The 26658-nt window shown below is 74.5% G+C and carries 28 protein-coding genes; 18 read left to right on the forward strand and 10 right to left on the reverse strand.

All coding sequences use genetic code 11. The annotated features are described in order from the left end of the window. The first annotated feature begins 24 nt into the window (after nucleotides 1-24). The 9 genes from PP1_RS01015 (at nucleotide 25) to PP1_RS01055 (ending at nucleotide 8153) form a co-directional block, all read left to right on the forward strand. On the forward strand, nucleotides 25-777 hold the full coding sequence (locus tag PP1_RS01015) for a sulfite exporter TauE/SafE family protein (RefSeq protein ID WP_010229696.1): 753 nt from the start codon (nucleotides 25-27) through the stop codon (nucleotides 775-777). Between the two features lie 17 nt (nucleotides 778-794). Further along, nucleotides 795-1073, forward strand: a complete 279-nt coding sequence (locus PP1_RS01020) for a hypothetical protein (RefSeq protein WP_060575882.1) — start codon at nucleotides 795-797, stop codon at nucleotides 1071-1073. Between the two features lie 85 nt (nucleotides 1074-1158). Beyond that, nucleotides 1159-2301: a M20/M25/M40 family metallo-hydrolase gene (locus tag PP1_RS01025; protein WP_010236648.1), complete on the forward strand. Its 1143-nt coding sequence runs from the start codon at nucleotides 1159-1161 to the stop codon at nucleotides 2299-2301. 71 nt (nucleotides 2302-2372) lie between these two features. Further along, nucleotides 2373-3521: an AAA family ATPase gene (locus tag PP1_RS01030; RefSeq protein WP_060575883.1), complete on the forward strand. Its 1149-nt coding sequence runs from the start codon at nucleotides 2373-2375 to the stop codon at nucleotides 3519-3521. Further along, entirely contained in the window at nucleotides 3518-4471 is a 954-nt protein-coding gene (locus PP1_RS01035) for a DUF58 domain-containing protein (RefSeq protein ID WP_075315092.1), read from the forward strand. The genes PP1_RS01030 and PP1_RS01035 overlap by 4 nt, the downstream gene beginning before the upstream one ends. Continuing rightward, entirely contained in the window at nucleotides 4468-5457 is a 990-nt protein-coding gene (locus PP1_RS01040) for a VWA domain-containing protein (RefSeq protein ID WP_010225225.1), read from the forward strand. Before PP1_RS01035 ends, PP1_RS01040 begins: the two co-directional genes overlap by 4 nt. Before the next feature lie 68 nt (nucleotides 5458-5525). Continuing rightward, nucleotides 5526-6236, forward strand: a complete 711-nt coding sequence (gene fabG, locus PP1_RS01045) for a 3-oxoacyl-ACP reductase FabG (protein WP_010225227.1) — start codon at nucleotides 5526-5528, stop codon at nucleotides 6234-6236. A gap of 37 nt (nucleotides 6237-6273) precedes the next feature. Next, a complete protein-coding gene (gene fabI / locus PP1_RS01050; RefSeq protein ID WP_010225228.1) occupies nucleotides 6274-7050 on the forward strand; it encodes an enoyl-ACP reductase FabI in 777 nt (258 codons plus the stop codon). Nucleotides 7051-7094: 44 nt separating this feature from the next. Continuing rightward, complete coding sequence (locus PP1_RS01055; RefSeq protein ID WP_060575885.1) at nucleotides 7095-8153, forward strand: ferrochelatase; 1059 nt, start codon at nucleotides 7095-7097, stop codon at nucleotides 8151-8153. 10 nt (nucleotides 8154-8163) lie between these two features. Here the strand turns inward: PP1_RS01055 and PP1_RS01060 are convergent, their stop codons facing one another. Then, entirely contained in the window at nucleotides 8164-8802 is a 639-nt protein-coding gene (locus PP1_RS01060) for a class I SAM-dependent methyltransferase (RefSeq protein ID WP_075314269.1), read from the reverse strand. A gap of 137 nt (nucleotides 8803-8939) precedes the next feature. Here PP1_RS01060 and PP1_RS01065 point away from each other — a divergent pair, with 137 nt between their 5' ends. After that, nucleotides 8940-10547 carry an alanine/glycine:cation symporter family protein gene (locus PP1_RS01065; RefSeq protein WP_029239693.1) on the forward strand — a complete coding sequence of 536 codons (1608 nt, stop codon included), beginning with the start codon at nucleotides 8940-8942 and terminating at the stop codon, nucleotides 10545-10547. 12 nt (nucleotides 10548-10559) lie between these two features. Here the strand turns inward: PP1_RS01065 and PP1_RS01070 are convergent, their stop codons facing one another. After that, nucleotides 10560-11765: a tyrosine-type recombinase/integrase gene (locus tag PP1_RS01070; protein WP_083697147.1), complete on the reverse strand. Its 1206-nt coding sequence runs from the start codon at nucleotides 11763-11765 to the stop codon at nucleotides 10560-10562. Nucleotides 11766-12026: 261 nt separating this feature from the next. Here PP1_RS01070 and PP1_RS01075 point away from each other — a divergent pair, with 261 nt between their 5' ends. Further along, nucleotides 12027-12992 (forward strand): DUF418 domain-containing protein, encoded by a 966-nt coding sequence (locus PP1_RS01075; protein ID WP_010233393.1) that lies wholly within the window; start codon nucleotides 12027-12029, stop codon nucleotides 12990-12992. A gap of 9 nt (nucleotides 12993-13001) precedes the next feature. Here the strand turns inward: PP1_RS01075 and PP1_RS01080 are convergent, their stop codons facing one another. Beyond that, nucleotides 13002-14033, reverse strand: a complete 1032-nt coding sequence (locus PP1_RS01080) for an MsnO8 family LLM class oxidoreductase (RefSeq protein ID WP_083697146.1) — start codon at nucleotides 14031-14033, stop codon at nucleotides 13002-13004. Between the two features lie 301 nt (nucleotides 14034-14334). Between PP1_RS01080 and PP1_RS01085 the strand changes: the two genes are divergently transcribed. Further along, a complete protein-coding gene (locus PP1_RS01085; protein ID WP_139323886.1) occupies nucleotides 14335-14859 on the forward strand; it encodes a hypothetical protein in 525 nt (174 codons plus the stop codon). Nucleotides 14860-14935: 76 nt separating this feature from the next. Here the strand turns inward: PP1_RS01085 and PP1_RS01090 are convergent, their stop codons facing one another. Beyond that, nucleotides 14936-16171: an FAD-binding oxidoreductase gene (locus PP1_RS01090; protein ID WP_075314267.1), complete on the reverse strand. Its 1236-nt coding sequence runs from the start codon at nucleotides 16169-16171 to the stop codon at nucleotides 14936-14938. A 71-nt stretch (nucleotides 16172-16242) separates the two neighbouring features. Between PP1_RS01090 and PP1_RS01095 the strand changes: the two genes are divergently transcribed. Then, complete coding sequence (locus PP1_RS01095) at nucleotides 16243-17127, forward strand: LysR family transcriptional regulator (protein ID WP_060575892.1); 885 nt, start codon at nucleotides 16243-16245, stop codon at nucleotides 17125-17127. A gap of 12 nt (nucleotides 17128-17139) precedes the next feature. On the opposite strand, the gene PP1_RS01100 is transcribed toward PP1_RS01095, so the two are convergent. Further along, a complete protein-coding gene (locus PP1_RS01100; RefSeq protein WP_060633731.1) occupies nucleotides 17140-17937 on the reverse strand; it encodes a hypothetical protein in 798 nt (265 codons plus the stop codon). A gap of 146 nt (nucleotides 17938-18083) precedes the next feature. On the opposite strand from PP1_RS01100, the gene PP1_RS01105 reads away from it, so the two are divergent. From PP1_RS01105 to PP1_RS01115, 3 genes are all read left to right on the forward strand, one after another. After that, nucleotides 18084-18938 (forward strand): DUF3097 domain-containing protein, encoded by an 855-nt coding sequence (locus PP1_RS01105; protein ID WP_050802182.1) that lies wholly within the window; start codon nucleotides 18084-18086, stop codon nucleotides 18936-18938. An 81-nt stretch (nucleotides 18939-19019) separates the two neighbouring features. Beyond that, nucleotides 19020-19469: an NfeD family protein gene (locus PP1_RS01110; protein ID WP_010224359.1), complete on the forward strand. Its 450-nt coding sequence runs from the start codon at nucleotides 19020-19022 to the stop codon at nucleotides 19467-19469. 77 nt (nucleotides 19470-19546) lie between these two features. Continuing rightward, complete coding sequence (locus PP1_RS01115) at nucleotides 19547-20785, forward strand: SPFH domain-containing protein (RefSeq protein ID WP_010224357.1); 1239 nt, start codon at nucleotides 19547-19549, stop codon at nucleotides 20783-20785. A gap of 78 nt (nucleotides 20786-20863) precedes the next feature. On the opposite strand, the gene PP1_RS01120 is transcribed toward PP1_RS01115, so the two are convergent. From PP1_RS01120 to PP1_RS01140, 5 genes are all read right to left on the reverse strand, one after another. Continuing rightward, nucleotides 20864-21595 carry an energy-coupling factor ABC transporter ATP-binding protein gene (locus PP1_RS01120; RefSeq protein WP_010224355.1) on the reverse strand — a complete coding sequence of 244 codons (732 nt, stop codon included), beginning with the start codon at nucleotides 21593-21595 and terminating at the stop codon, nucleotides 20864-20866. Next, a complete protein-coding gene (cbiQ, locus tag PP1_RS01125) occupies nucleotides 21592-22356 on the reverse strand; it encodes a cobalt ECF transporter T component CbiQ (RefSeq protein WP_010224353.1) in 765 nt (254 codons plus the stop codon). Before cbiQ ends, PP1_RS01120 begins: the two co-directional genes overlap by 4 nt. Before the next feature lie 28 nt (nucleotides 22357-22384). Next, the gene (locus tag PP1_RS01130; RefSeq protein WP_010224351.1) at nucleotides 22385-22738 is read right to left on the reverse strand and encodes a PDGLE domain-containing protein; all 354 of its coding nucleotides are present in this window, start codon (nucleotides 22736-22738) and stop codon (nucleotides 22385-22387) included. Further along, nucleotides 22735-23454: an energy-coupling factor ABC transporter permease gene (locus PP1_RS01135; RefSeq protein WP_010224349.1), complete on the reverse strand. Its 720-nt coding sequence runs from the start codon at nucleotides 23452-23454 to the stop codon at nucleotides 22735-22737. Before PP1_RS01135 ends, PP1_RS01130 begins: the two co-directional genes overlap by 4 nt. Nucleotides 23455-23612: 158 nt before the next feature. Beyond that, complete coding sequence (locus tag PP1_RS01140) at nucleotides 23613-24506, reverse strand: glycosyltransferase family 2 protein (protein ID WP_010224347.1); 894 nt, start codon at nucleotides 24504-24506, stop codon at nucleotides 23613-23615. A gap of 432 nt (nucleotides 24507-24938) precedes the next feature. Between PP1_RS01140 and PP1_RS01145 the strand changes: the two genes are divergently transcribed. After that, a complete protein-coding gene (locus PP1_RS01145; RefSeq protein WP_083697145.1) occupies nucleotides 24939-26123 on the forward strand; it encodes a glycosyltransferase family 2 protein in 1185 nt (394 codons plus the stop codon). A gap of 126 nt (nucleotides 26124-26249) precedes the next feature. Continuing rightward, nucleotides 26250-26627: a hypothetical protein gene (locus PP1_RS01150; protein WP_139316786.1), complete on the forward strand. Its 378-nt coding sequence runs from the start codon at nucleotides 26250-26252 to the stop codon at nucleotides 26625-26627. The last annotated feature ends 31 nt before the right edge of the window (nucleotides 26628-26658 follow it).

Raw genomic sequence — 26658 nt, forward strand, 5'->3', positions numbered from 1 at the left:
CGGCCGCTTCGTAGGGTGGCGGTCATGGAGTGGTGGGAGGTCGCGGTCATCGCGCTGGCCGGGCTGTGGGCCGGGTTGATCAACACGGTGGTCGGCTCCGGGACGCTGGTGACCTTCCCGGTGCTCGTCGCGCTGGGCTTCCCGCCGGTCACCGCGACGACGTCGAACGCGGTCGGGCTCATCACCGGGAGCATCACCGGCGCGGTCGGCTACCGCGCCGAGCTGGCCGGGCACGGCCGGCGCCTCGCGCGCTACGCGGTGGCCTCGCTCCTCGGCGCGATCGTCGGTGCCGCGCTGCTGCTGACACTGCCGCCGGACGCGTTCGAGTCGATCGTCCCCGTGCTCGTCGGCCTGTCGGTCGTCCTGGTCGCGGTGCAGCCCCTCATCGCCCGGCGGCTGCGGAACCGGGAGCGGCCGGACCGGACGTCGTCGCCGCTGGTCTACCTGGCCGTGTTCCTCATCGGGATCTACGGCGGCTACTTCACCGCCGCCCAGGGGATCATGCTCGTCGGGGTGCTGGGGCTGCTCGTCGCGGACCCGCTGCAGCGCCTCAACGCCTTCAAGAACGCGTTGTCGTCGGTGGTGAACCTGGTCGCCGGGATCATCTACGCGGTCGTCGCGCCGGTGGACTGGGCGGTCATCGGGATCATCGCCGCGAGCTCGATCGTCGGCGGGCTGCTCGGTGCCCGGATCGGGCGCAGGCTCCCGCCCACCGTGCTCCGCGGGATCATCGTCGTGATCGGCGTGACGGCGATCGTGTTCCTGCTGCTGGAGTGACCCGGCCGTGACTGTCGGTGGCCCGTGCTCTGCTGGTCACCGGCACACCGAGCGAGGGGACCGGCCACGTGGAGGACGAGCGGGCCGCCGAGCTGGCCGTCGCGTTCGCGGCGCTGGCCGGGCGGGAGATCGGCGGCGCCGAGGCGCGGGCCGCGGTCGCGCACGCCCGCGGGCTCGGCCCGGCCGAGGCGAACGCGATCTGGGCGCGGCACCGGCGCGCTCCCCGCACCGTCGCCCTGCGCGACTACCTCGCGATGACCCTGCGGTTCGTCGAGCAGGATCCGGCACAGCGCTGATCCCCGTTCGGGTCGTTCCGTGCGCCGCACCGCCCCGGTGGTGCGAGCATGATGCTCCGACCGACGACCCCCGCGAGGAGACCGCGTGACGCACGCCCTGCTCGACGCCGCGGAGGCGGCCCTGCCGTCGATGCTCGACGACCTGCGCGGCTACGTCGAGATCGAGACACCGAGCGACGACCGCTCCTGCCTGGAGAAGGGCCTGGCCTGGCTGGACGGCCTGGTCGCCGAGCGGTGCGGGCCCGCGTCGTCGTCGGAGTCGGTCGACGGCGGTCCGTACGGCGACGTCCGGGTGCTGGACCTCGCGGGCTCGTCCGCCGCGCCGGTGCTGCTGCTCGCGCACTACGACACGGTCTGGCCGGTCGGGACGCTGGCCGGCATGCCGTTCGCCGTCGACGGCGACCGGATCACCGGCCCCGGTGTCTTCGACATGAAGGCCGGCCTGGTGCAGGCGCTGTGGGCGGTCCGGATCGCCCGCGGCGCGGGGCTGGCGCTCCCGCCGCTGCGCCTGCTGCTGACCGGGGACGAGGAGATCGGTTCCCCGGCGTCGCGCCCGGTCATCGAACGGGCCGCGGACGGCGTGCGCGCGGCACTGGTGTTCGAGGCCGCCGGTCCGGGCGGTGAGGTGAAGACCGCGCGCAAGGGCGTCGGGATGTTCCGGGTCGAGGTCGACGGCGTCGAGGCGCACGCCGGGCTCGACCCGACCGCCGGGACCAGCGCCGTCGACGAGCTCGCCCGGGTGGTGCTGGCCCTGCACGGCGCCCGCGACCTCGACGCCGGGACCAGCGTGAACGTCGGCGTGGTGGGCGGCGGGAGCCGGTCCAACGTCACGGCAGGGCGCGCCTGGGGCGAGATCGACGTCCGGGTGTCGAGCGCGGAGGAGATCACCCGGATCGAACGGGTGCTCGCGGAGCTGCGGCCGGCCGACCCGGCGGCGGCGCTGCGGATCTCGGGGGAGTGGAACCGGCCCGTGATGGAGCGGACCCCGCGGACGGCCGAGCTGTACGGGATCGCGCGGTCGGCGGCGTCCGGGATCGGGGTGGACCTGCCCGAGATCGCCGTCGGTGGGGCCAGCGACGCGAACTTCCTCTCCGTGCGCGACGTCGGCGTCCTGGACGGGCTCGGCGCGCTGGGGGCGGGGGCGCACGCCCGGCACGAACACGCACTGGTCTCCGGGATGGTCCGCCAGACGGCCCTGACCGCGGCGCTGCTGCACGCACTCGCCTGATCCCACCCGGCCGGGCGACCGGCGGCGGTGCTTTCACCGGCGTCACACGGGACGCGCGGTGGGATGGCACGGTGAGCACGACTGGGCCGAACGCCACCGACGACACCTCCGCGGCCGGTTCCCCGGCCACCCCCGCGCGGGACGCCGAGCGGCTCGAGCGCGCGGTGCTCGAGGTGAAGCGGGTGATCGTCGGCCAGGACCGCCTGGTCGAACGGATGCTCGTCGGCCTGCTGGCCAAGGGGCACCTCCTGCTGGAGGGTGTCCCGGGCGTTGCGAAGACCCTGGCGGTCGAGACCTTCGCCCGGGTGGTCGGCGGCAGCTTCTCCCGGCTGCAGTTCACCCCGGACCTCGTGCCCGCCGACATCCTGGGCACCCGCATCTACCGGCAGGGCCGCGAGGAGTTCGACATCGAGCTCGGCCCGGTCGTCGCGAACTTCGTGCTCGCCGACGAGATCAACCGTGCACCGGCGAAGGTCCAGTCCGCGATGCTGGAGGTCATGGCCGAGCGGAAGCTGTCCCTCGGCGGCCGCGACCACCCCATGCCCGACCCGTTCCTCGTGCTCGCGACCCAGAACCCGATCGAGAACGAGGGCGTCTATCCGCTGCCCGAGGCGCAGCGCGACCGCTTCCTGTTCAAGCTCCTGATCGAGTACCCGGGCGTCGAGGAGGAGCGGGAGATCATCTACCGGATGGGGGCGACCCCGCCGGAGCCCACCCAGGTGCTCAGCCCCGCCGAGCTGGTGCGGCTGCAGCGCACCGCCGCCGACGTCTTCGTGCACCACGCCCTGGTCGACTACGTCGTCCGGCTGGTCGTCGCGACCCGGCTCCCGGGTGAGCACGGGCTCTCCGACGTCGCGTCCTGGATCGCCTACGGCGCCTCGCCGCGGGCGTCGCTGGGCATCGTGGCAGGCGCCCGCGCGCTCGCGCTGGTCCGAGGCCGGGACTACGTGCTCCCCCAGGACGTGCTGGAGGTCGCGCCGGACGTGCTGCGGCACCGTCTCGTGCTGTCCTACGACGCCGTCGCCGACCAGGTGCCGGTCGACCACATCGTCTCCCGTGTCCTGCAGACCGTGCCGTTGCCGCAGGTCAGTGCCCGTCCGGGCACGGCGCCCGCGCCCGCTGCGGCACCGGCCGGTCCGGCGTGGCCGCAGGCCGGCGGCCCGGACCAGGCCGGTCCCGGCACCGGTGCGGCGAGCGGCCCGGCAGGTGGCCCGGCGTGACGGCGGGGGAGCCGGCGGGCGGCGCGACCGCCGATCTCGCCCGGCTGGAGGCGTCGCTGCGCACCCTGGAGCTGACCGTCCGCCGGCGGCTCGACGGCCTGCTGCAGGGCAACCACATCGGCCTGCTCCCCGGCCCCGGCAGCGAGCCGGGGGAGGCACGCGCCTACCAGCCCGGTGACGACGTCCGCCGGATGGACTGGTCGGTCACCGCCCGCACCACCAGCCCGCACGTCCGGGAGACCGTCGCCGACCGGGAGCTGGAGACCTGGGCCGTCGTCGACCTGTCCCGCAGCATCGACTTCGGCACCGCCGACACCGACAAGCGCCACCTCGCCCTGGCCGGGCTCACCGCCGTCGCCCAGCTCACCGTCGGCGGCGGGAACCGGCTCGGCGCCGTCGTCGCGAACGGGGCCGAGACGATGCGGCTGCCCGCGCGCGGCGGCCTGGTGCACGCCCGCGGCCTGGTCCGCCGGGTCGCCACCGCCCCGCCCGCCCCGGAGGGGGTGCGCGGCGACCTGACCGCGGCGCTCGACCAGCTGCGCCGCCCGCCCCGCCGCCGGGGCCTCGTCGCGGTGGTGTCGGACTTCCTCGGCGAGCCGGTGTGGGAGCGCTCGCTGCGGGCGCTGTCCGGGCGGCACGACCTGCTGGCGATCGAGGTCGTCGACCCGCGGGAGCTGGAGCTGCCCGACGTCGGCACGGTCGTGCTCGCCGACCCGGAGACCGGACGCCAGCGCGAGGTCGCGACGACGCCGCTGCTGCGCCGCGAGTTCGCCGCCGCCGCGTCGGCGCACCGGGACCGGGTCGCGGCCGCGCTGCGCCGCTGCGGCGCCGCGCAGCTGACCCTGCGCACCGACCGGGACTGGGTCGCCGACATCGTCCGGTTCGCCGTGGCCCGCAAGCACGCCTGGTCCGGCGGCGGGGCGACGCCGCGCGCGGGGAGGCCCGCATGACGTTCGCGAGCCCCTGGTGGCTGCTCGGTCTCCTCGCCGTCGCCGGGCTGGTCGCCGGCTACGTCTGGCTGCTGCGCCGGCGTCGCCGCGACGTCGTCCGGTTCACGAACCTGGAGCTGCTGGAGACGGTGGCGCCGGAGCGCCCCGGCCGGTGGCGGCACCTCCCGGCGATCGCGATGATCGCCGCGCTCGCGGTGCTGACGGTGGCGCTGGCCGGCCCGCAGGCGATGGCGAAGGTCCCGCGCAACCGGGCCACGGTGATGCTGGTGATCGACGTGTCGCTGTCGATGAAGGCCACCGACGTCGCCCCGACCCGGCTGGCGGCGGCGCAGGCCGCGGCCAAGCAGTTCGCCGACCAGCTGACCCCGGGCGTCAACCTGGGTCTCGTCTCGTTCGCGGGGACGGCCGCCGTGCTGGTCTCGCCGACGACCGACCGCAACGCGGTGAAGAACGGCGTCGACAACCTGCAGCTCGCCGAGTCCACCGCGACCGGCGAGGCGATCTTCACCGCCATGCAGTCGATCGACACGTTCTCCCGGTCGCTGCAGGGCGGGCCGGACCAGCAGGGGACGCCGCCGCCGGCCCGGGTCGTGCTGCTCTCCGACGGCACCCAGACCGTCCCCGGCCCGGACGGCGAGAACGAGCCCCGCGGCTCCTTCACCGCCGCGTCCGACGCCCAGCGCCGCGGCATCCCGGTCTCGACCATCTCGTTCGGCACCAGCTACGGCTCGATCGAGCTCGACGGCGGGCGCACCCCGGTCGCCGTCGACGACGCGTCGATGGAGCGCATCGCGTCGCTGTCCGGCGGCCGGTTCTTCACCGCCGCCACCGAGTCGGAGCTGCGCGCGGTCTACTCGGACCTGTCCGAGGAGCTCGGCTACGAGGAACGCGAGGTCGACGCGAGCAGACCCTGGATGATCGGCGGGGTGCTGCTGCTCATCGGCGGGCTCGGCGCCGGGATCCTGCTCGGGCGGCGGCTGCCGTGACGCGGGTGAGCCATGTCCCGTGGTGATCTCCGCCGGTACCGGCCGGTAGTGCGTTAGGTTCTGCCCCCGTGGGACGCAGCGTGCTCGTGACCGGAGGAAACCGCGGCATCGGCCTGGCGATCGCCCAGGCGTTCGCCGCCCAGGGCGACCAGGTGGCGGTGACCTATCGCTCCGGCAAGGACGGGGTGCCCGACGGCCTGCTCCCGGTGCACTGCGACGTCACCGACGCCGAGTCGGTCGACGCCGCCTTCACCGAGGCCGAGGCCGCGCACGGCCCGATCGAGGTGCTCGTCTCGAACGCCGGGATCACCGACGACGGCCTGCTCATGCGGATGAGCGAGGAGTCGTTCACCGGGGTCGTGGACGCCAACCTGACCGCCGCCTACCGGGTCGCCAAGCGCGCCTCGCGGGGCATGCTGAAGGCCAAGGCAGGCCGGATGGTCTTCGTCTCGTCGGTCGTCGGGCTGTCCGGCTCGGCGGGCCAGGTGAACTACGCGGCGTCCAAGTCCGGGCTGGTCGGTCTCGCCCGTTCCGTCGCCCGCGAGCTCGGCAGCCGGGGTATCACGGCGAACGTCGTCGCCCCCGGGTTCGTCGACACCGACATGACCCGCGCGCTGTCCGACAAGCGCCGCGAGGAGATCCTCGGTTCCGTGCCGCTGGGCCGCTACGCCGAGCCGGCCGAGATCGCCTCGGTCGTCACCTTCCTCGCCTCGCCCGCCGCGGCCTACGTCACCGGGGCGGTCGTCCCGGTCGACGGCGGCGTCGGCATGGGCCACTAGACACCCCGAACCCGCGCCACCACCCCGAAAGGACGACATGGGACTGCTCGACGGCAAGCGCCTGCTGATCACCGGAGTGATCACCGACGCGTCGCTGGCCTTCCACTCCGCCAAGATCGCCCAGGAGCAGGGTGCCGAGGTGGTGCTCACCGGGTTCGGCCGGATGCGCCTCGTCGAGCGGATCGCGCAGCGGCTGCCGAAGCCGGCCCCGGTGGTCGAGCTGGACGTGTCGGACCAGGAGCAGCTGGACTCGCTCGCCGACCGGGTACGCCCGCACCTGGGTGACGACCCGCGCCTCGACGGCGTCCTGCACTCGATCGGGTTCGCGCCGGCCGGTGCCCTCGGCGAGGGCGCGTTCCTCACCGCCGAGTGGGAGGACGTCGCCACCACGATCCAGGTCAGCGCCTTCTCGCTGAAGTCGCTGGCCATGGCGTGCAAGCCGCTGATGGGGCCGGGCGCCTCGATCGTCGGGATGGACTTCGACAACCGGCAGGCGTGGCCCGCCTACGACTGGATGGGCGTCGCGAAGTCGGCGCTCGAGTCCGTCACCCGCTACCTGGCCCGCGACCTGGGCAAGGACGGGATCCGGGTCAACCTGGTCGCCGCCGGGCCGGTGAAGACGATGGCCGCCAAGTCCATCCCCGGCTTCGGCGCGTTCGAGGACGTCTGGGACAAGCGTGCCCCGCTGGGCTGGGACATGAACGACCCGGTGCCGGTCGCGAAGACCGTCTGCGCGGTGCTGTCGGACTGGATGCCGACCACCACCGGCTCGATGGTGATGGCCGACGGCGGGGTGCACGCGGTCGGCGTCTGACGCCGGGCGCGCGGGCACCGGGGCCGGGGTCGATAATCGGAGCCGTGCCCGAACACCCCTGCACCGACCCCGACGCCATCCTGGTGCTCAGCTTCGGCGGTCCCGAGGCCCCCGACGAGGTCCGTCCCTTCCTGGAGAACGTGACCCGGGGCCGCGGGGTCCCGCCGGAGCGGCTCGACGCCGTCGAGGAGCACTACCAGCACTTCGGGGGCGTCTCGCCGATCAACGCCCGCAACCGGGAGCTCGTCGAGGCGATCGCCGCCCGCACCGAGCTGCCGGTGTACTTCGGCAACCGCAACTGGCACCCGTTCGCCGAGGACACCGTCCGGGAGATGGCCGGGGCGGGCGTCCGGCGGGCGCTGGTGTTCGCCACCAGCGCCTACGGCGGCTACTCGGCGTGCCGGCAGTACCACGAGGACATCGCCCGGTCCCGCGACGCGGTCGGCGACGTGGCACCGGAGCTGGTGAAGCTGCGGCACTTCCACGACCACCCGGACTTCGTGCGGGCCAACGCCGACGCCGTCCGGGCCGCGCTGCTGGGCCTGGACGACGACCAGCGCGAGCACGCCCGCCTGGTCTTCACCGCGCACTCGATCCCGAACTCCGCCGACGCGGCCGCGGGCACCCCCGCCGAGGGCGGGCACCGCTACTCCCGCCAGGTCGCCGAGACGTCGGCGCTGGTCGCCGCCGAGCTGGGCGTCGACGACTTCGACGTCGTCTGGCAGTCGCGGTCCGGCCCGCCGCAGGTGCCGTGGCTGGAGCCCGACATCGTCGACCACATCGACGACCTGCACGCCAAGGGCGTCCCGGCGGTCGTCGTCGCGCCGGTCGGGTTCGTCTCCGACCACGTCGAGGTGATCTGGGACCTCGACAACGAGGCCGCCGAGCGGGCCGCGGAGCACGGCATGGGCTTCGCCCGCGCCGCGACCGCCGGCCCGGACCCGCGGTTCGCCGACATGGTGATCGCGCTGGTCCGCGAGCACACCGACGGCGCGGACGCGCCCCGGCTGGGCGTCGTCCCCGCCGCCGGGTGCACCCGCGACGGCGCGCCGTGCGCGGTGGACTGCTGCGTCCCGCAGCGCCGTCCGGCCCGGCCGAGCTGAACCCGGGCCGTCAGGCGCGCACGATGCGGGCGAGGTGCGCGGGCACGTCGACCCGGGTGCCCGCCGGCTCGCCGTAGGACGCCGCCAGGTCCGGGGTGACGACACCGCGGTAGGTGGTGCGGCCGACCGACTCCACCGACCAGGCCGGCCCGGTGAAGGCGGTGCGGATCTCCGACTCGTCGATGACCGGCCCGAACTCGGCGTCCGCGCCGGTCCGGGCCAGCGCCAGGAGGTGCACGACGCCGCCCGGCCGCACGATCCCCGCGAGCGCGCGGGCGTAGCGGGCCTGGTCGCCGGCGTCGAACACGTGGAACAGGGCACTGTCCAGGACCGTGTCGAACGGCCCCGGCCCGGCCGGGTCGAGGGCGTCGGCGACGGTGAACCGGGCGGTGACGCCGGCCGCCGCGGCGCGGGCCGCGGCCCGCTCGACGGCGGCGGCGGAGCCGTCCGCGCCGACGACGTCGTACCCGCGGCGGGCCAGCAGGATCGTGTGCTCGCCGGTACCGCAGCCGAGGTCCGCGACGGCTCCGGTGAAGGCGCCCGCGTCGGCGAGTGCGACGACGGCGGGCTGCGGCTCGCCGATCACCCAGGGCGGGTCGCCGTCGCGGTAGGCCTGCTCGAACCGGGCGACCGGCGGGGTGACGTCCATGGTGTCCTCCTCCTCGAACGGATCCCGGCCAGCCTGCGAGCTGAAGCCGGGTCGAGGTCAAGTCGCCGGGTGACGACCGCGTAACCGTTTGCGTCTTCCATTGCCTTTTGTCCGTCTTTCGGGTGAGGTGCCGGATCATGACGACAGTGCTTCCCCCGGGTGCGGCCACGAGCTCTCCACCCGCCGACGTGCTCGCCGCCGCTCCGCCACCGGCCGGGATCCTCGAGAGCATCGAGAACGCCGTGAACACCGTGTTCGACCCGATCTCCTCGGGGCTGTCGAGCATCGTGTTCTACGAGGTGACCGTCTTCGGGATCAGCTTCCCGTGGATCGTGGCCTGGCTGATCCTCGCCGGGATGATCTTCACCGTGTACTTCGGATTCGTGCAGTTCCGGAGCCTGGCACTCGCGGTGCGGATCGTGCGCGGCCGCTACACCCGCAAGGACGAGCCGGGGGAGATCACCCATTTCCAGGCGCTCGCGTCAGCGCTGTCCGGGACGGTGGGGTTGGGCAACATCGCCGGCGTCGGTGTCGCGGTGACCATCGGCGGCCCGGGTGCGACGTTCTGGATGATCGTCGCCGGGCTGCTGAGCATGGCGACGAAGTTCGTCGAGTGCACCCTCGGCGTGAAGTACCGGGAGATGCACGCCGACGGCACCGTCTCCGGCGGACCGATGCACTACCTGCGGCTCGGTGTCGCCGAACGCATCCCGAACGGCTTCGGCCGGGGGCTGGGCAAGGTGCTGGCGGCGGGTGCGGCGGTCATGATCCTCTTCTTCGGCGTGGCCGGCGGGAACATGTTCCAGGCCAACCAGACCTTCGCCCAGCTGCGCGAGGTGACCGGCGGCGAGTCGGGGATGCTCGGCAGCAGCGGCGCCGCACTCGGATTCGGCGTGCTGCTCGCGCTCGTGGTCGGCGCGGTCGTGTTCGGCGGGATCCGGTCGATCGGAGCCGTGACCGGCCGCCTCGTCCCCGCGATGGCGATCATCTACGTGGCGGCCTGCCTCGTGGTCATCGCCGTGAACATCGCCCAGGTGCCCTCCGCGATCGGGCTCATCCTCGCCGGTGCGTTCAGCGCCGAGGGCGTGGTGGGCGGCGCGATCGGCGCGTTGATCGTCGGTTTCCAGCGGGCGGCGTTCTCCAACGAGGCCGGACTCGGATCGTCCCCGATCGCACACTCCGCCGTGCGGACCCGCCACCCGGCGACCGAGGGCTATGTGGCGATGATCGAGCCGCTCGTCGACACCGTGCTCATCTGCACGATGACGGCGCTGACCATCGTGATCGCGGGTACACCGTTCTGGGCGGAGGCCCGGGCGACGGCGTTCGCGAGCGGCGGCGACGACGTGCCGGACGGTGTCCTCGTGACCTCGGACGCGTTCGCCACCGTGCTCCCGTGGTTCCCGTACGTGCTGGCGCTGGCAGTGCTGCTGTTCGCGCTCTCGACGATCATCACGTGGGGCTACTACGGCCAGAAGGCCTGGACCTACCTGTTCGGGAAGAGCCCGGTCAGCGAGCGGATATACCAGACCGTCTTCTGCCTGTTCGTGATCGTCGGTTCGGTGCTGACGCTGGGCAGCGTGCTGGACTTCGCCGACGCCGTCCTGTTCCTGCTGGCGGTCTTCAACATCATCGGCCTCTACCTGCTGGCGCCGATCGTGAAGCGTGAGGTGCGCGCCTTCCGGGAGCGGCTGCGGCAGGGCGAGATCACCGAGGTGGAGCCCTCCGAACGTTCCATGCTGTGAGGGCCCGGCCCGTCACCGGTCCGGTCGCGGATCGGTGACGAGCCCGGTGACCAGGTCCGCTGCGCTCCCGGACCGGGAGCGCAGCGACCGGTCGTAGTGCCGGGTGGTGGCGATGCTGGCGTGCCCGACGTCGGCCTGCACGTGCTGGATCGGGGCGCCCGCCTCCAGGGCGAGGGTGACGTAGGCGTGCCGCAAGGTGTGCGGATGTATCCGCTCGGCGACGTCGGCGAGCGCGGGCCCGGCCGCCCGGGCGATGCGGCGCAGCAGATGGTGCAGGTCGTGGCGCGAGCAGCGCCCGCCGTCGCGGGTGGCGAGCAGCGGTGACCGGCGGTCGGCAGAGCCGCGGGCCGGGAGCGGGTCGCCGTACTCCCGGTCCCGCAGCAGCAGGTAGCCGGTGAGGGCGTCGATCGTGGTGTCGCCGGGGAAGACCTCCCGCACGGTGCCGCCCTTGCCCCGCACCCGCAGCACCCGTTCACCGCCGGAGACGACGAGATCGTCGCGGTCGAGGCCGGTGATCTCGGAGATCCGCAGCCCCAGGCAGAGCAGCGCGACGAAGGCGACGGCGCGGGCCGCGTACAGCTCGCGGTGCCGGGTGCGGTTCGGAAGGTCCGCGGCGGCCGTCCAGAGCTCCCGCACCTGGCCGGCGGTGAGCCGGATCGTCGGCGACGGGTCGCGGGACGTGCCCGCCAGTCCGAGCCGGCCGCGGTGCAGCGCGGCCGGGTTGCCGCCGAGCACGCCCTCCTCGGCGAGGAACGCGTAGAACGCCGACACCGTCGACAGCATCCGCGCGCGGGTGCGCTTGCCGGCGCCCGCCGCGTCCAGAGCGTGCAGCCAGGTCGTGACGTGTGCGGCCGTCACCGCACGCGGGTCGAGCCGGTGGCCCGCACACCACCGGAAGAAGGCGAGACGGTGCAGCCGCCCGCGGCGGGCCGGCGGGGGAGTGCGGCCGTGCTCCGGCCGCTCCGGCCGCGGCACACCGGTGACGGCGTCGGCCCACTCCGGGGGCAGGCCGAGCGCGTAGGCGTAGGTGCGGCGGGTCTGGGCCGTCCCGTACCCGGCGAGCCAGCGGGCGACGAGCGTCCGGAGCTCCGCGGGGTCGTCGACGCCCGGCCAGTCGCCGCCGGTGCCGTCGTCGTGCGGGCCGGGGACCTCCGGGGCCGGACGCGCGGGCAGCGCGGTGAGCACGGTCAGCGCGGCGGACGGGGTGGGATCGGCCATCGGAGGTGATGCTCCCACCGGTCGCGCGCCGGCAGGTGTTCCCACGCCCGGGCCGGGTCCGTGGTCCGTGAGGACGGCGGAGGACGGCGGAGGACGGGGTGATCGGACTTTCGGCCGAGCCCCCACGGCCCGGTTCCACCGGACGGCCGATCCGCGCGCCCGGGCGCGCCGATCATGCTGCGCGGGTCCGGTCACCGTCCGAACGGGAGAGTCCATCGTGAGCCGCACCGCCGTCCTGCCCGTACCGGGGGTGGGCGTCCCGTGAGCGAGCGGCTGCGCGTCCTCGACGTCCTGCGCGGAATGGCGATCGCCGGGATCGTCCTGGTCAACGTGCCGGACATGCTCCTGCTCGATCCGGTCGGGGCCGGGTCGGCGCCGCTGCGCACCGGGCTCGACCTCCTCGTGCAGGGGCGCCTCGTCCCGATCTTCGAGGTGCTGTTCGGCGCCGGGATGTTCCTCGTCGCCCGCTCCGCCCTCGACCGCGGCCGCTCGCCGTGGCCACCCCTGCTGCGCAGGCTGCTCGCCCTGCTCGGGATCGGTCTGCTGCACCAGCTCGTGTATCCCGGTGAGATCCTCACGGTCTACGCGGTCGTCGGGCTGGTGGTCCTCCCGGTGGTCCTCCTGGTGCCCCGCGCGGTCCAGCTCGCCCTGGGGGTCGTGGCCACGGCCGTCGTCGTCGCCGTGGCGGGGAGCTCGGTGCTGGAGACCCCGGGCCTGTTCCTGATCGGTGCGGCCGGTGCGGCCTACGGGGTGCCGGCCGTGCTGGAGCGGGCCGGGCCCCCGGTGTGGTGGGCCATGGCGATCGCCGTGCCGGTCGCCGCTGTGGCGCTGTACCTGCAGATCCTCGAACCGGGCGACCCTCGCTTCACCGTCGCCGGCGGCCGGGCCGGGTTCGCGCTGGCGGTCGTGTACGTCCTGGCGGTTGCGCTCGTCCTGTCCGGTCCGCTGCGCCGGGCGGTGTCCGCGGTGTTCGCCCCGCTCGGCCGGATGGCGCTGACCTGTTACCTGACGGCGTCGCTGGTCGTGGTGCCGGTCGGAGCCCTGCTCGCGCTGCCGGGATCCGGGAACCTGCCCGCGGCACTCGGGCTCGCGGTCGCCGTCGTCACCGCGCAGTCCGTGGCCTGCCGGTTCTGGCTGCGCCGGGCGGACCAGGGGCCGGTCGAGTGGTTGTGGCGGGTGGTGACCTGGGGCTCGTGGCGGCGGACCACGACGGCGCCGTCGTCGTGAGTCCGGGTCTCAGACCTCCCGCCAGGCCCTGGCGATCAGTTCGGTGGACCGCAGCCGGTCCTCCAGCGTCGGCGCCACCGTCTCGACCACCAGCTCGTCGGCCTCGACGGCGTCGACGATCGCGGCCAGCCGCTCGGCCACGGCGTGCGGGGTGCCGGTGACCCGGGTCCGCAGCCGGTCCTCCAGGGCGACGGCGTCGTCGGTGTCCAGTGGCGGCATGAGGGCGCGCTCGTCCGCCGTCGGGTGGTAGGCCGGCCCGCGGTCCCGGTCGAGACCACGCAGCCAGACGTCGTATCCGGCGGTGAGATCGGCGGCTTCCGCCTCGGTGCGCGCGGCGAGCGCCGACACCGCGACGGCCACGTGCGGCCGGTCCCGGTACGGGCCGGGGGTGAACCGCGCGCGGTAGTCGTCGACGGCCTCGAGCGCCGTCGTCGGGCGGGCGAAGTAGGCGATACCCAGTGGCAGCCCGGACCGCGCCGCGTAGCCGGAGCTCTCCCCGGCCGCCGTCGCGTGTACCCAGACCTGCGGCGGGACGGCGTCGAGCAGTCGCACCGGATCGCCGTGCAGCCCCGGCTCCTTCCCGTCGAGCAGCCGAAGCAGCTGGTCGCAGCGCCCGGAGAAGGTGCCCAGCCCGCGTTCCAGGAGCCGGGCCTCGACCCGGGAGCGGTCCTGGTCGCCGCCCACGGTGCGCGGGATGCGGTCGGTGTCGGACCGGCCGAGCCCCAGGTCGGTCCGGCCGCCGGAGAGCGCGGAGAGCAGCAGCGAGTCCTCGGCGAGCCGCAGGGGCGGGTGGTGGGCGACCGGTGTCGCGGCGACGCCGAGGCGGATCCGCCCGGTGCGGGCGGCGAGGTGCGAGAGCAGGACCATCGGGCTGGTCGAACCGAGTCCGGGGGTGAGGTGGTGCTCACCGACCCAGTAGCGCAGCAACCCGAGCGACTCGGCGTGCTGGGCCATGGTGATCGCGCCGTCGACGACGTCGGCGGCGGACCCACCGGGCCGCACCGGGGACAGGTCCAGGCAGGACAGCGGGATCGTGGACAGCGGTGCTCCTCGGGCGGCCGGGCGCGGGGTGCGGTGGCACGGACGGCAGGCGAATCCTGGGCCCGCACCCCGGCGGGGTCAATCCGGCGGACGGAGCCACGTGGGTGCCGCCGGACGCCACTCACGGGGCGCGGCGTCCCGGCCCCCGACCAGCATGCTCGCAGGGGCGGCCGGGTACGGCCCCGCCGGGGGAGCGGCCCGGCCCGGCGCACGGTCTCACCCGCCGCAGGTGATCCGCCGATCCGGTGGGCCGACCACGATGACCTGCGACCGGACCGGGTTCGGCAGCGGAGGGGCCGGTATGGACGCGATCCCGAGCGGCCACGGCGACGTGGCCCCCGCCGGTGGGCTCGGACCGCTCGCCCGGGCCAGGGTCCGGTCCCTGCTGACCGGGTCGATCTTCGCGATGGCGGTGCTGGTCTACCTCGGTGACCGGGAGACGACACTGGTGGCGGCGGTCGGCACGGTGGCAGGCACGGGGCTGGTGGTCTTCTTCGGTGAGGCGTACGCGGGTCTGCTCTCGGCCTCGCTCGCGTCGGTGCGTGCGGTCCCGTGGACCGAGGTGCGGGACGAGCTCGGTGCGAGTTCGGCGGCGGCGGCGCCCGGTGTCCTGGCGGGGGGCATCCTGTTGCTCGTGGACCTGGCGGGTTCCACCGTGCAGACCGGCATCGACATCGCGTTGTGGGCGGGCGTCCTCACGCTGACGGTGTGCAGCGTCCTCGAGGGCCGCGGCTCGCACCGGCCACTGCCGGTCCGGATCGCTGCCGTCGCCGGCTCGGTCCTGCTGGGCATCGGAATCATCGTCCTGAAAGCCGCACTCCACTGACGGTGATCACGGATCGGGAAGCAGGGCGGCCGTATGCGGCCGGTTCCCTTCCCGATCCGTGATCACCGGGGTCCGGTCAGGCGGGGCCGAAGCGGAATGCGGGGTGGGTGCCGGTGGCGGTGAAGGGGTGGAGGATCCGGGTCACCTCCGTGCGGGCGGTGGCGGGGTCCACCGCCCCGTCGCCGAAGGGGGCCAGGGCGTTCACCAGGTACGCCGCGTCGCGGCCCCGCACCGAGTCCGGGACCCGCGGGGCCCGGCCCGCCGCCCCGCCGAGGTGCCGGATCCCGGTCACCGCCATCGGGCCGGTGCGGGTCGCGACCCGGTCGAGGGCGGCCGGGTCGAGCCCGTCGACGAGGACGCAGTCGCCCAGGTAGGCGTGCGGGAACTCCGGCTCGGCGTACACCCGCGCGGAGTCGACGGGATCGAGCGGACCGACCGTGTCGTCGTCCCAGCCGACGGCCGCGCGCAGCGGTGCGAGCCACCGGTCGGCCTCGGCGGTCGTCCCGGTGACGGTGACGCCGACCCGCAGCACCCGTCGTCCGCGCAGGTGCGGCGGCAGGAACGGCAGGTCCGGGTAGGGCACGACCGAGACGCCGGACGTCACCGCGTCGGGCAGCCCGGCCGTCCACGAGGCCCAGGCGTGCAGCGGAGCCGGGTCGCCGGGCTCGTCGGCGGGTCCGAGTACCGTCACCAGCCCGCCACCGGTGAGGGGGTCCGCGGGGAGCAGGCCGATCGTCACCGCGGTCACGACCTCCCCGGACCGCGGACCGGTCCCGCGCAGCCGCGTGAAGACCTCCCCGCCCGTGACCTCGCGGACGCCGTCGCGGTCCACCACCTCGATCGACCGCACGTGGTCGGCCGCCCAGCCGTCGGACCGGACGGCGAGGCCGAGACCGCCGCCGGACAGGTACCCGGCCACCCCGACCGACGGGGCGCTGCCGCTCGGCGCCCGCAGGCCGTGCGGTGCCGCCGCGGCCGCCACGTCCGCCCAGGTCGCGCCGGCCCCGACCCGTGCCGACGCCGTCGCCGGGTCGACACCGACCCCGCACATCGCCGAGGTGTCGAGCAGGACCCCGCCCGCGGCGGGGACCCGGAGCCCGTGGCCCGACGCGTGCACCGTCACCGGCGCGCCGTGCCGGTCGGCGACGTCGAGCACGGCGGCGACGTCCGCGGGACCGCCGGCGGCGACGGTGACCTCGGACCGGTGCGCCGTCCCGGTCTGGAAGCAGGTGCCCGGCGCGGCGCCGGTGACGACCCGGCCGGTGACGCGGGCGGAGAGAGCGGTGTGCAGGGACTGTGTCGTCGTGGTCATGGCAACGAGCCTGCGACGCCGAGCGGCATAAGTCGAAGAGCTGGTTCATCTGCCCGCTAGCATTCGCGGTTATGGAACTGCGGCATCTGCGCTACCTGGTCACCGTGGTCGACGAGGGCACCGTCACTGCGGCCGCGGAGACGCTGCACGTCGCGCAGCCCGGCGTGAGCGCGCAGCTGCGGCAGCTGGAACGGGAGCTGGGGGAGACCCTCCTCGAACGCGGTCCCCGTGCGGTCGTGCCGACCGAGGCAGGACGGGCGGTGCTGCCGCACGCCCGGGCCGCGCTGGCCGCCGTCGAGGGAGCCCGGGACGCCGTCGCCGCCCTCCGCGGGCTCGTGCAGGGCCGGGTCGCGGTGGGGATGGCCAGCTCGCTGCCCGACACCGTGCTCGCCGACCCGGTGGGCGACTTCGCCGCCGAGCACCCCGGGGTCGAGGTGACACTGCGCGAGGGCACCACCGACGAGCTCGTCACGGATCTGCGTGCCGGGCGCGTCGATCTGGCGGTCCTCGGGTTCCCCACCGCACCGCCCGACGGGCTCGACGGCCGGGTGCTGGTCGAGTCCGAGCTGGTCGCCGCCGTCGCCGCGGACGACGCCGTCGCCGGCGACGCGGTGCTCCCGCTCGCCGAGCTGGTGCGGCGCCCGCTGATCTGCCTGCCCCGCGGCCACGGACTGCGCACCGCGCTGGACGGCGCGCTCGCGGCGCACGGCCTGACCGCCCGGGTGACGTTCGAGTCCGGTGCGATGAACCTGCTGCTGCGGCTGGCCGCCCGCGGGGCGGGGACGGCCGTCGTCCCGGCACCGGCGCTGCGGGCCGCCGCGGTGCAGGCGCTGGAGCGGCCGCCGGCGGCGCTGGCGCTCGAACCGGAGGTGCGGACCCGGCTGCACCTGGTGTGGCGATCGGGCGGGCCCGGGGGACCCGCCGCGCGCGCGTTGCTCGACCGGCTGCTCGGCTGACCCCGCAGCCGCTCAGGTGCGGGGGACCGACACCAGCACGCGGACGGCCTCGGCGACGGCGGCGCGCCGTGCCACCCGGACCGCGGACGCGATCGGCCGCAGCGCGTCGGAGCGGGCCACCGCGGCCGACGCCGACAGCGCCCCGCCCGGGGCGTCGCCGTTCGCGGCGGAGAGGATCGCGTCGACCTCGTCGGCCTGCTGGAGCACCCGCAGCGCCTGCGGCGGCATGCCGTCCGGCCACAGTGCACGCGGCCGGCCGCGCAGCGCCGCGGCGATCTCCTCGCGCACACCCGGCCGGTGCCGGGCGACGCCCATGTCGGACAGCGCCGCCGCGGCGTTGCGGACCTGTCCGCGCAGGTCCCGCTCGGCCTCGTTCAGCGCCACGTACTCCGGCACCGGCCCGCTGTCGGGCACCGCGTGGACGGTCCAGCGGACGACGCCGTCGGCGATCGGGGACGGGACGACGCCGAGCCCGGCGTCCGGGAACAGGACGCCCTCGCCGGCCGTCGTCGCCTCGCGGGAGAACGGGCCGGGGCCGGGCAGCCCGCGCACGTCACCGGGGGCGGGCAGCACGACCCGGGCCGACCCGCGCGGCGCCGCCCGGCGGACGGCGGCCAGCAGCAGCGTGGTCGACGTCGGGGTCGTACCGGGGCCGGGCAGGTCGGTCAGGGCAGCCGTCCCGTCGTCGGCGGCCAGGACGTCGTGCGCCTCCGACCACGGCGCGAGCGCGTCGAGGACGTCGTCGGGGGCGGCGGTCCCGGCCAGCCAGGCCGAGGCCCAGACGGCAAGGGTCGCGGAGGCACTGGACACGGCCGTCAGGCTAACGATCGTGGGCGCCGCGCACACCCGGCAGGAGGGTGACGCTGAGTGCCCGCGAGTCAGCGGGGTGTGACCACGACCGGGTGGGCGTGTCGTACACCGGTGACGGGCGGGTCCCGCGGCGATACTCGACGACCATGAGCCGGACCCACGACTACCGCGGCGCGTTCGACGCCGCAGGCACCCGTGCCGCGCGCCCGTCCCGCGTCGCGGAGGTCCCGGCCGAGCCCGGCCTCGTCGTGGAGGACCCGGCGAGCGGGTTCTGCGGAGCGGTCGTCGGGATCACGGGGTCCGAGGTGACGCTGGAGGACCGCTTCGGCGGGCGGCGGATCTTCCCGCTGCGGCCAGCTGCGTTCCTGTTCGAGGGCGCTCCGGCCACGCTGGTGCGCCCGAAGGCCGCGCCGGCCGGGCGGACGCTGTCGGCGTCGGGGTCGGTGCACGTCGCGGGCCACCGGGCCCGCACGGCCCGCGCCGCCCGGATCTGGGTCGAGGGCCTGCACGACGCCCACCTGCTCGAGCAGGTGTGGGGGCACGACCTGCGGGTGGAGGGTGTCGTCGTCGAACCCCTGCACGGCGTCGACGACCTGGCCGCCGCCGTCCGCGACTTCGCACCCGGGCCGCACCGCCGTCTCGGGATCCTGGTCGACCACCTCGTCGAGGGCACCAAGGAGACCCGGCAGGCGCGCGAGGCGTACCGCGCCACCCGGGAGGCGCAGCACCACGTGCTCGTCACCGGTCACCCGTACGTCGACGTGTGGCAGGCGGTGAAACCGTCCGTGGTCGGGATCCGGGAGTGGCCGGTGATCCCGCGGGGGACGGACTGGAAGACCGGGGTGTGTGCCCGGCTCGGCTGGGGCGAGCCCGCGGACGGCGCGCGCCGGGTGCTGGGCGCGGTCTCGAGCTACCGCGACCTGGAGTCGCCGATGATCGGGGCCGTCGAGCGGCTGATCGACTTCGTGACGGCGATCGAGGAACCGGACGCGAGGGCCTGAACCGGCTGCGCCCCAATAACGATCAGGCCAACCGACGGTGGATCCGCGCCGCCGAATGTCCGATTCTGGCACCCTGGACGCATGACACCGGCACTGATCTGGCTGCTCGTCGGGGTGGTCCTGGTCGGGGCGGAGTTCGTGTCCGGCGAGCTGTTCCTGGTGATGCTCGGCGGGGGTGCGCTCGCCGCGGCCGGGGGCGCCGCGCTCGGACTGGGGCTGCTGCCGAGCGCGGGACTGTTCGCGATCGTGTCCGTGCTGTTGCTGCTGGCCGTCCGGCCGGTCGCGAAACGGAAGCTGCAGGAACGGATGGGGTCGCTGGAACGCCACCAGGACCGGTTCGTGGGCTCCGCCGCCGAGGTCGTCCAGCGGGTCGACGGCGAGGGCGGCCAGGTCCGGATCGGCAAGGAGGTCTGGTCGGCCCGCTCGATGGACGGGCGCGAGGTCCTCGAGGCGGGCACGACCGTCACCGTCCTGCAGGTCACCGGCGCTGCCGTGCTCGTGACCGGCCGGGGGGAACTGCCGGCGTCCTGAGCGCCGGCGATCGAGCCCCGGGGACTCCGGGGCGTACGTGAGCGCCGGTCCTCCGGCGCGCATCGAGGGGAGGCCGGATGGATGCCGGTGTGATCATCGCGATCGTCCTGCTCGTCCTGGTCGTGACGATCGTCGTCAAGTCGATCGTCATCGTGCCGCAGGAGTGGGCGTACATCATCGAGCGGCTCGGCCGCTACCACAGCACCCGGGAGGGCGGCCCCGCCATCCTGGTGCCGTTCGTGGACCGCACCCGGGAGCGGGTCGACCTGCGGGAGCAGGTCGTGTCCTTCCCGCCGCAGCCGGTCATCACCCAGGACAACCTGACGGTGAACATCGACACGGTCGTCTACTTCAAGGTCAACGACGCCAAGGCCGCGGTCTACGAGATCGCCAACTACATCGCCGGTGTCGAGCAGATCACCACCACGACCCTGCGGAACGTGGTCGGCGGGATGACGCTGGAGCAGACCCTGACCTCGCGGGACCGGATCAACACCGCGCTGCGCGGCGAGCTCGACGAGGCCACCGAGCGCTGGGGCATCCGGGTGGCCCGGGTCGAGATCAAGGCGATCGACCCGCCGCCGTCCATCCAGAACTCGATGGAACAGCAGATGAAGGCCGACCGTGAGAAGCGGGCCATGATCCTCACGGCGGAGGGCCAGCGGGAGTCGGCGATCCGCAGCGCCGAGGGTCAGAAGCAGTCGCAGATCCTCACCGCCGAGGGTGCCAAGCAGGCGTCCATCCTGGAGGCCGAGGCCGAGCGGCAGGGCGAGATCCTGCGCGCGCAGGGCCGCCGGGCCGCGCAGTACCTCGAGGCACAGGGTGCGGCGAAGGCGATCGAGAAGAAGTTCGCCGCGATCAAGGCAGGCCGGCCGACCCCGGAGCTGCTCGCCTACGAGTACCTCCAGACGCTGCCGGAGATGGCGCAGGGCGAGGCCAGCAAGATGTGGGTCGTGCCGTCCGACTTCGGCAAGGCCCTGGAGGGCTTCACCCGCATGCTCGGGGCGCCCGGCGACGACGGCGTCTTCCGCTACACCCCCAGCCCGGACGACGGCACGGTGTCGCGTCCCGCCGACGACGACGACTCCGTCGAGGACTGGTTCGACACCTCCACCGACCCGGAGATCGCCCGGCAGGTCGCCGAGGCCACCGCGGCGGCCCAGGCGGAGGTGCCGCCGGTCGGCGACCGCCCGGCGTCCGGGGGCGACGGTGGCGGGTCCTCCCCGTCGCAGATCGAGGCGTCCCGCCAGGTCCCGGGACTGAGCACCACCCCGGGCGACGTGCAGCCGCACCCGAACGGTGAGCACCAGGGCTGACGCCCCGCTCCACCCGTCCCCTCAGCGGCCCGGGGAACCGCCGTCCGGCACCACCGGACCGCGGCTCCCCGGGCCCGCTCATGCCAGGACGAAGCCGTAGGGCAGTTCGAGGCGGTGCCTCGCCAGCAGGGCATCGTCGGCGAGGAGATCCCGGGTCGGGCCGTCGGCGGTGACCACCCCGCCGTCGAGGACGACGCTGCGCGGGCACAGCTGCAGCGCGTACGGCAGGTCGTGGGTGACCATCAGCATCGTCACGTCCAGCCCGAGCAGGACCTCGGCCAGTTCGCGGCGGGCCACCGGGTCCAGGTTCGACGACGGCTCGTCGAGAACCAGGATCTCCGGGTCGCAGGCGAGCACCGTCGCCAGCGCCACCCGGCGCCGCTGGCCCCCGGAGAGGTGCAGCGGGGACCGGTCGGCGTGCCCCTCCATCCCGACCGCGCGCAGCGCCGTCCGGACCCGGTCGGTGAGCGCGTCGCCGCGCAGCCCGAAGTTCGCGGGCCCGAACGCGACGTCCTCGCCGACGGTGGGCATGAACAGCTGGTCGTCCGGGTCCTGGAAGACGATCCCCACCCGGCGCCGGATCTCCTGCAGGTTCGGCCGCTCCACCGCCAGCCCGCCGACCTCGACCGCCCCCTCGCCGCCGCCGAGGATCCCGTTCAGGTGCAGCACGAGCGTCGTCTTCCCGGCGCCGTTCGGACCGAGGAGCGCGACCCGTTCCCCACGGGCGACGGTGAGGTCGACCCCGTAGAGGGCCTGGTGGCCGTCGGGGTAGGCGTAGGCGAGATCGTGCAGGCGCAGCGACGGGATCACGTCAGCAACCAGCCCGATCCGGCGAGCACCAGCGCGACGGCCGCCGCCGACAGCCCGGCGACCCACTGCCGGGCGGTGGTCCGGGTGCCGCCCAGCGGCGGCATGGTCCCGGTCCAGCCGCGGGACAGCATCGCCAGGTGCACCCGCTCACCACGCTCGTAGGAGCGGACGAACAGGGCTCCGATCCCGCGTGCCGTGGCCGCGGCCTGCCAGAGGAACCGCGGGTCGTGCCCGCGGGAGATCCGGGACAGCCGCATCCGGCGGGCCTCCCCGGCGATCACCTCGGCGTAGCGCAGCATCAGCGTGGCGATCGTGGTCACGATCGCCGGGGCCCGCAGCCGTTGCAGGCCGACGAGCAGGTCGCGCATCGGTGTCGTCGCGGCGAGGGTCAGCGAGGTCAGGACGCCGAGGGTCCCCTTGACGAGGATGTTCCACGCCCCGAGCAGGCCGGGCCCGGACAGTGCGAACCCGAGGACGTCCACCGACGGCGGCGGGCCGGTGAGCGGCAGCAGCACCGCCAGCACGACGAACGGCAGCTCGATCAGCGACCGCCGCAGGATCCAGCCCGGCGGGATCCGCGCCGCGGTCCAGACCGCCACGAGAAGCAGCGCGAACCCGCCGAACACCGCGAACGCCTCCCGCGGCGTGGCGACCACGCACACCACGACCAGGAACGCCGAGACGATCTTGACCTCGGGCGGGAGCCGGTGCACGGGGGAGTCGTGTCCGAGGTGCAGCGGGTGGGTGTGCCCCGCTCCCATCAGACGGTCCCCGCCGGCCGGCGCCCGGTCACCGGGACCGGCGGCGGAGCAGCAGGAACACCCCGCCCGCCACGACGACCGTCACCACCACTCCGGCGACGCCCGCGATCCCGGTGGTCCCGTCGGCACCGCCGACCGCGTAGCCGGCCAGCGGGCTCGACGCCGTCGCGTGCTCGCCCTCGTTCTGCGCGATGCAGCTGCCCTCCAGGCGCTCGTCGCCCTGCGGGGTCTCGACGACCGTGCAGCCGTCGCGGGCGACCGTGTCGAGGCCGTCGGGGTCCGGGGAGGCCAGGGAGGACAGCAGCCCGGCGACGAGCAGCGACACCAGGAGGAACCCGGCGAGGAACACCGCGGTGCGCCGGCCGGTGGCGGGGGTGGTCATCGGGCCGTCCCTCCGGTCCCGGACGGGGACCGGCGCGCGAGCGGCACCGACGTCCCCCTGAGCAGGTACACGAGATCGGGCCGCACCGCGGCGACCGCGCCGACGGTCGCCGCGGTGATCACGCCCTCGCCGATCCCGATCAGCACGTGCAGGCCGCCCATCAGCGCGAACACGGTGCCGAGCGTCGCGCCCCCGGCTCCGCCGATCGCGTACTCGGCCACGAAGCCCATCGCCGCGACGACGGTGTTGAGCAGGGCCGCCACGAAGGCGACGCCGACGAGACCGCCCCGGGACCGGAGGGCGAGCGGGCGCAGTGCCCTGGCGACGAGCCAGCCGACCGTCACGCCGATCACCGCCATGTTGGTGATGTTGAGCCCGAGGGCCGTGAGACCACCGTCGGCGAACAGCAGGGCCTGCACGACCAGGACGATCGAGATCGAGATCATCCCGACCCACGGGCCGACGAGGATCGCGACCAGGGCGCCACCGAGCAGGTGCCCGCTGGCACTGGGCAGGATCGGGAAGTTGATCATCTGGACGGCGAAGACGAACGCCGTCACCAGCCCGGCCATCGGGGCCGTCCGATCGTCGAGGTCGGCGCGGGCCCGGACGACGGCCAGTGCGAGCGCGCCGACCGCCACCACGCCGAAGAGCAGCGCGGTCGGCCCGTTCACCAACCCGTCGCTCATGTGCATGGCGACCGCATGGGTCTGCATCGCGCCCCCTCGCCGGGTCCGGTGGACCGGCCGCCACCCGGCCGGGTGAGGGGATTGAACGCGACACGGGTGCTGCTGCACAGGGCTGGCAGCAGGTAAGGACCTGCATGTCCGGAATGTCCCCTCGGGACCTGCCGGAACGGAGAGTGCGCAGGGCCCTACCGGGCGGAGGCCGCTTCCTCCTGCTCGGCCATGAGCTTGTCGTCCTTGCGGGCGGCGATCCGCGAGACCCGGAACAGCGCCTTGCGGCGGGCACGGCCGAGCGGGAGCGCGATCCGGCCGATGCGGACGTCGAGCGGGCGGACGTCGAAGGTGCCGGACTCGCCGAGCTCGTCGATCAGCTGCTGCTGCTCGTCGGAGATCTGCTGCTCGTACTCCGAGGACACCGAGCCGCGGGCGATGCGGAACGCCGCGAGGGTCTCCGGCACGCCGAGGAAGTCGCCGTACTGCAGCAGCCGCATCCAGAGATCGAGGTCCATGATGAACCGCCGGTCGGCACGCCAGCCGCCGGCCGTCACGAACTGCTCCTGCCGGAACAGGACGTTGCCCGGCTCGCCGATCGGGTTGGCGCCGTTGCGGATGACGCGACGGGCCACCTCGCTGCCCGAGTGCAGTCCGACGAGTCCGGCGCCCAGCCCGCGCCGGGGCACGAGGACGCGGCTCTGCTCGTCGATCATGTGCCGGCGGGACGCGACGAGGGCGAGCGACGGGTCGTCGCGCATCGGCGGCACCTGCAGCTCCAGGCAGCGCGGGTGCAGCAGGTCGTCGGCGCACACGAGCTTGACCAGGGGAGCGCGGCACAGCTGCACCGCGCGGTTCCAGTTCTCGCCCTGCGACAGGGTCTCGCGGTTGCGCTCCACCCGGATCCGCGGGTCGCGGAACGACGTCGCGATCTCCCAGCTGCGGTCGGAGCTGTTGTTCTCCAGCACGACGAGCTCGAAGTCCCGCCAGGTCTGCTCCAGGACGCTGCGGATGGTCTCCGCGAGGTAGCTCTCACCGTTGTAGACCGGGATGCAGACGGACACGCTGGGCAGGAAGCCGCCGGGCCTCATCGGGTACCTCGCGGGATCGGGGACAGGACACGGACCGATCACGGTACCCGCCGGGGGACCACGTCCGGACGGCGGCGGCCGGGAACCGGCGACGGTCGCCGGGCGGGAGACGAAGGTCGACCCACCGCCCGTCCGTTCGTCGTGATCGACTGGCCGTTCGTCGGAAATTCGGCGTACGGCCCGCTACGCAGCGGCGTACGGGCGGTCCCGGGGACCACCGAACGGCGCACCGTCCGTACTATGAGGCGCTGTGTCCACCGGGTCGGAGCGCCTGCGGACGGCTCGTCGCGCAGCGGCGCTACGCCGTCCGGATGACACCCGCTGCGGTACGGGTCACGTAACGCAAGCGGCGGGGGCGCAGATAAGCCCTATGCCCCCCGTTGTGGGGGAACGCCACGATCCGGTGCCGCTGACGCCGCCGGACACCACCACATGCACGCCGAACCGCGCGCGCCCAGACCGATCGATTCGGGGGAGAGACCGGTGAACAAGCGCCCTGACCACGGAACCCACCGTCCGGACAGACCACGGGTGTCGGTGATCGTGCCGACCCGTAACGAGGCCCGCAACCTGGAGATCGTCCTCCCGGCCATCGCCGCCGTGCGGCCCGCCGTGCACGAGGTCCTCGTCGTCGACGGGAACTCCAAGGACGGCACCGTCGAGACCGCCCGGCGCGTCCTGCCCGGTGTGCGGATCGTCCGCCAGACCCGCAAGGGCAAGGGAAACGCCATGGCCTGCGGTTTCGCCGCGGCCAACGGTGACGTCCTGGTCATGTTCGACGCCGACGGCTCGGCCGACCCGCAGGAGATCCCGCGCTTCGTCCAGGCACTCGTCGAGGGCGCCGACTTCGCCAAGGGCAGCCGCTTCGCCAAGGGGGGCGGCAGCGACGACATCACCCTGCTGCGCAAGAGCGGCAACGCCGGTCTGAACCTGGTCGCGAACACGCTGTTCGGCACCCGCTACACCGATCTCTGCTACGGCTACAACGCGTTCTGGGCGGACATCCTGCCGCAGCTGGAGCTGCCGGCGGTCGACATGCCCCCGCACCCCGACGACGGCATGTACTGGGGCGACGGGTTCGAGATCGAGACCGTCCTGAACTGCCGGGTCGCCGCCGCCGGTCTGTCGATCACCGAGGTCCCCTCGAAGGAGCGGGAGCGGATGTTCGGCGAGACCAACCTGCGGACCTTCGCCGACGGCACCCGGGTCCTGCGCACCCTGGCCGCCGAGCGCCGCCGGGCCGGGCGCGAGCCCGGTGCCGCCGCCGCGCTGCCGGCCGCCGTCACCCCGCCCGCCGGGCACCCGGTGGCGCCGCAGCCGGGCCGGACCAACGGTACGAACCCGGCACCGCCCGTCTCCGGAAGCACCCCGCCCGCCGCTGCGCCGGAGCGTCCGCGCCCGGCCCCGCGGCCCGCGGAGGCCGACGCGCCGACCCTGCCGCCCTACCGTCCGCAGCCCTCGTCGCAGCCGGTCGCCCGTGATCGCCGTGGTCAGGAGGCCGGTGCGACCGGTCTGTCCGGCCGCGCCGCCGCGGCGCCGGGTGGCGCGGACCGGGACGGGACCGCGCGTCCCGACCCGGCCGGCGTGCGGTACGCATGGGGTGAAGAGGCGTCCTGAGGACCGGTCACCGGGCCGGTCCAGGCCCGGTGACCGCAGACCCGTGACCGTGCGGGTCCTACGACACACCACCGGCGCTCGTCCGATCGGACGAGCGCCGGTCATCGGAGGAAGGGGAGTGCCGCGGTGAGCGTGCCGTCCGCAGCAGAGCTGACCCGGGCGAGGACCGCGCGTCGCTACGTGGCGATCCTGCTCGTGGCGGCGGGGGTACTCGCCTGCGTGCTCAACATCGCGAACGTCAGCGGGGGCGGGCTCGGCGAGTTCCGGCTCCTGCTGACGATCGGCTTCCTGCTGCTCGGTCCGGGGTGGGCCGCCGCGGGCTTCCTGCGCCGCGCGCCCGCCGCGCACGTGTGGCTGCTGACGCTGGGCGTCGGGACCGCCGTCACGTTGATCGGCGGGCAGCTGATGGTGAGCCTCGGGCTCTGGTACCCGAGCGTCGCCCTGTTCGTCGTCACCCTGCTCAGCATCCCGTTCCTGCTACGGCACGCGGTGGTCGCACAGTGAGGCCGGTCGGGCCGGCGCACACCCGCCTCGG

The sequence above is a fragment of the Pseudonocardia sp. P1 genome, assembly GCF_000178675.2.
Classification (GTDB): Bacteria; Actinomycetota; Actinomycetes; order Mycobacteriales; family Pseudonocardiaceae; genus Pseudonocardia.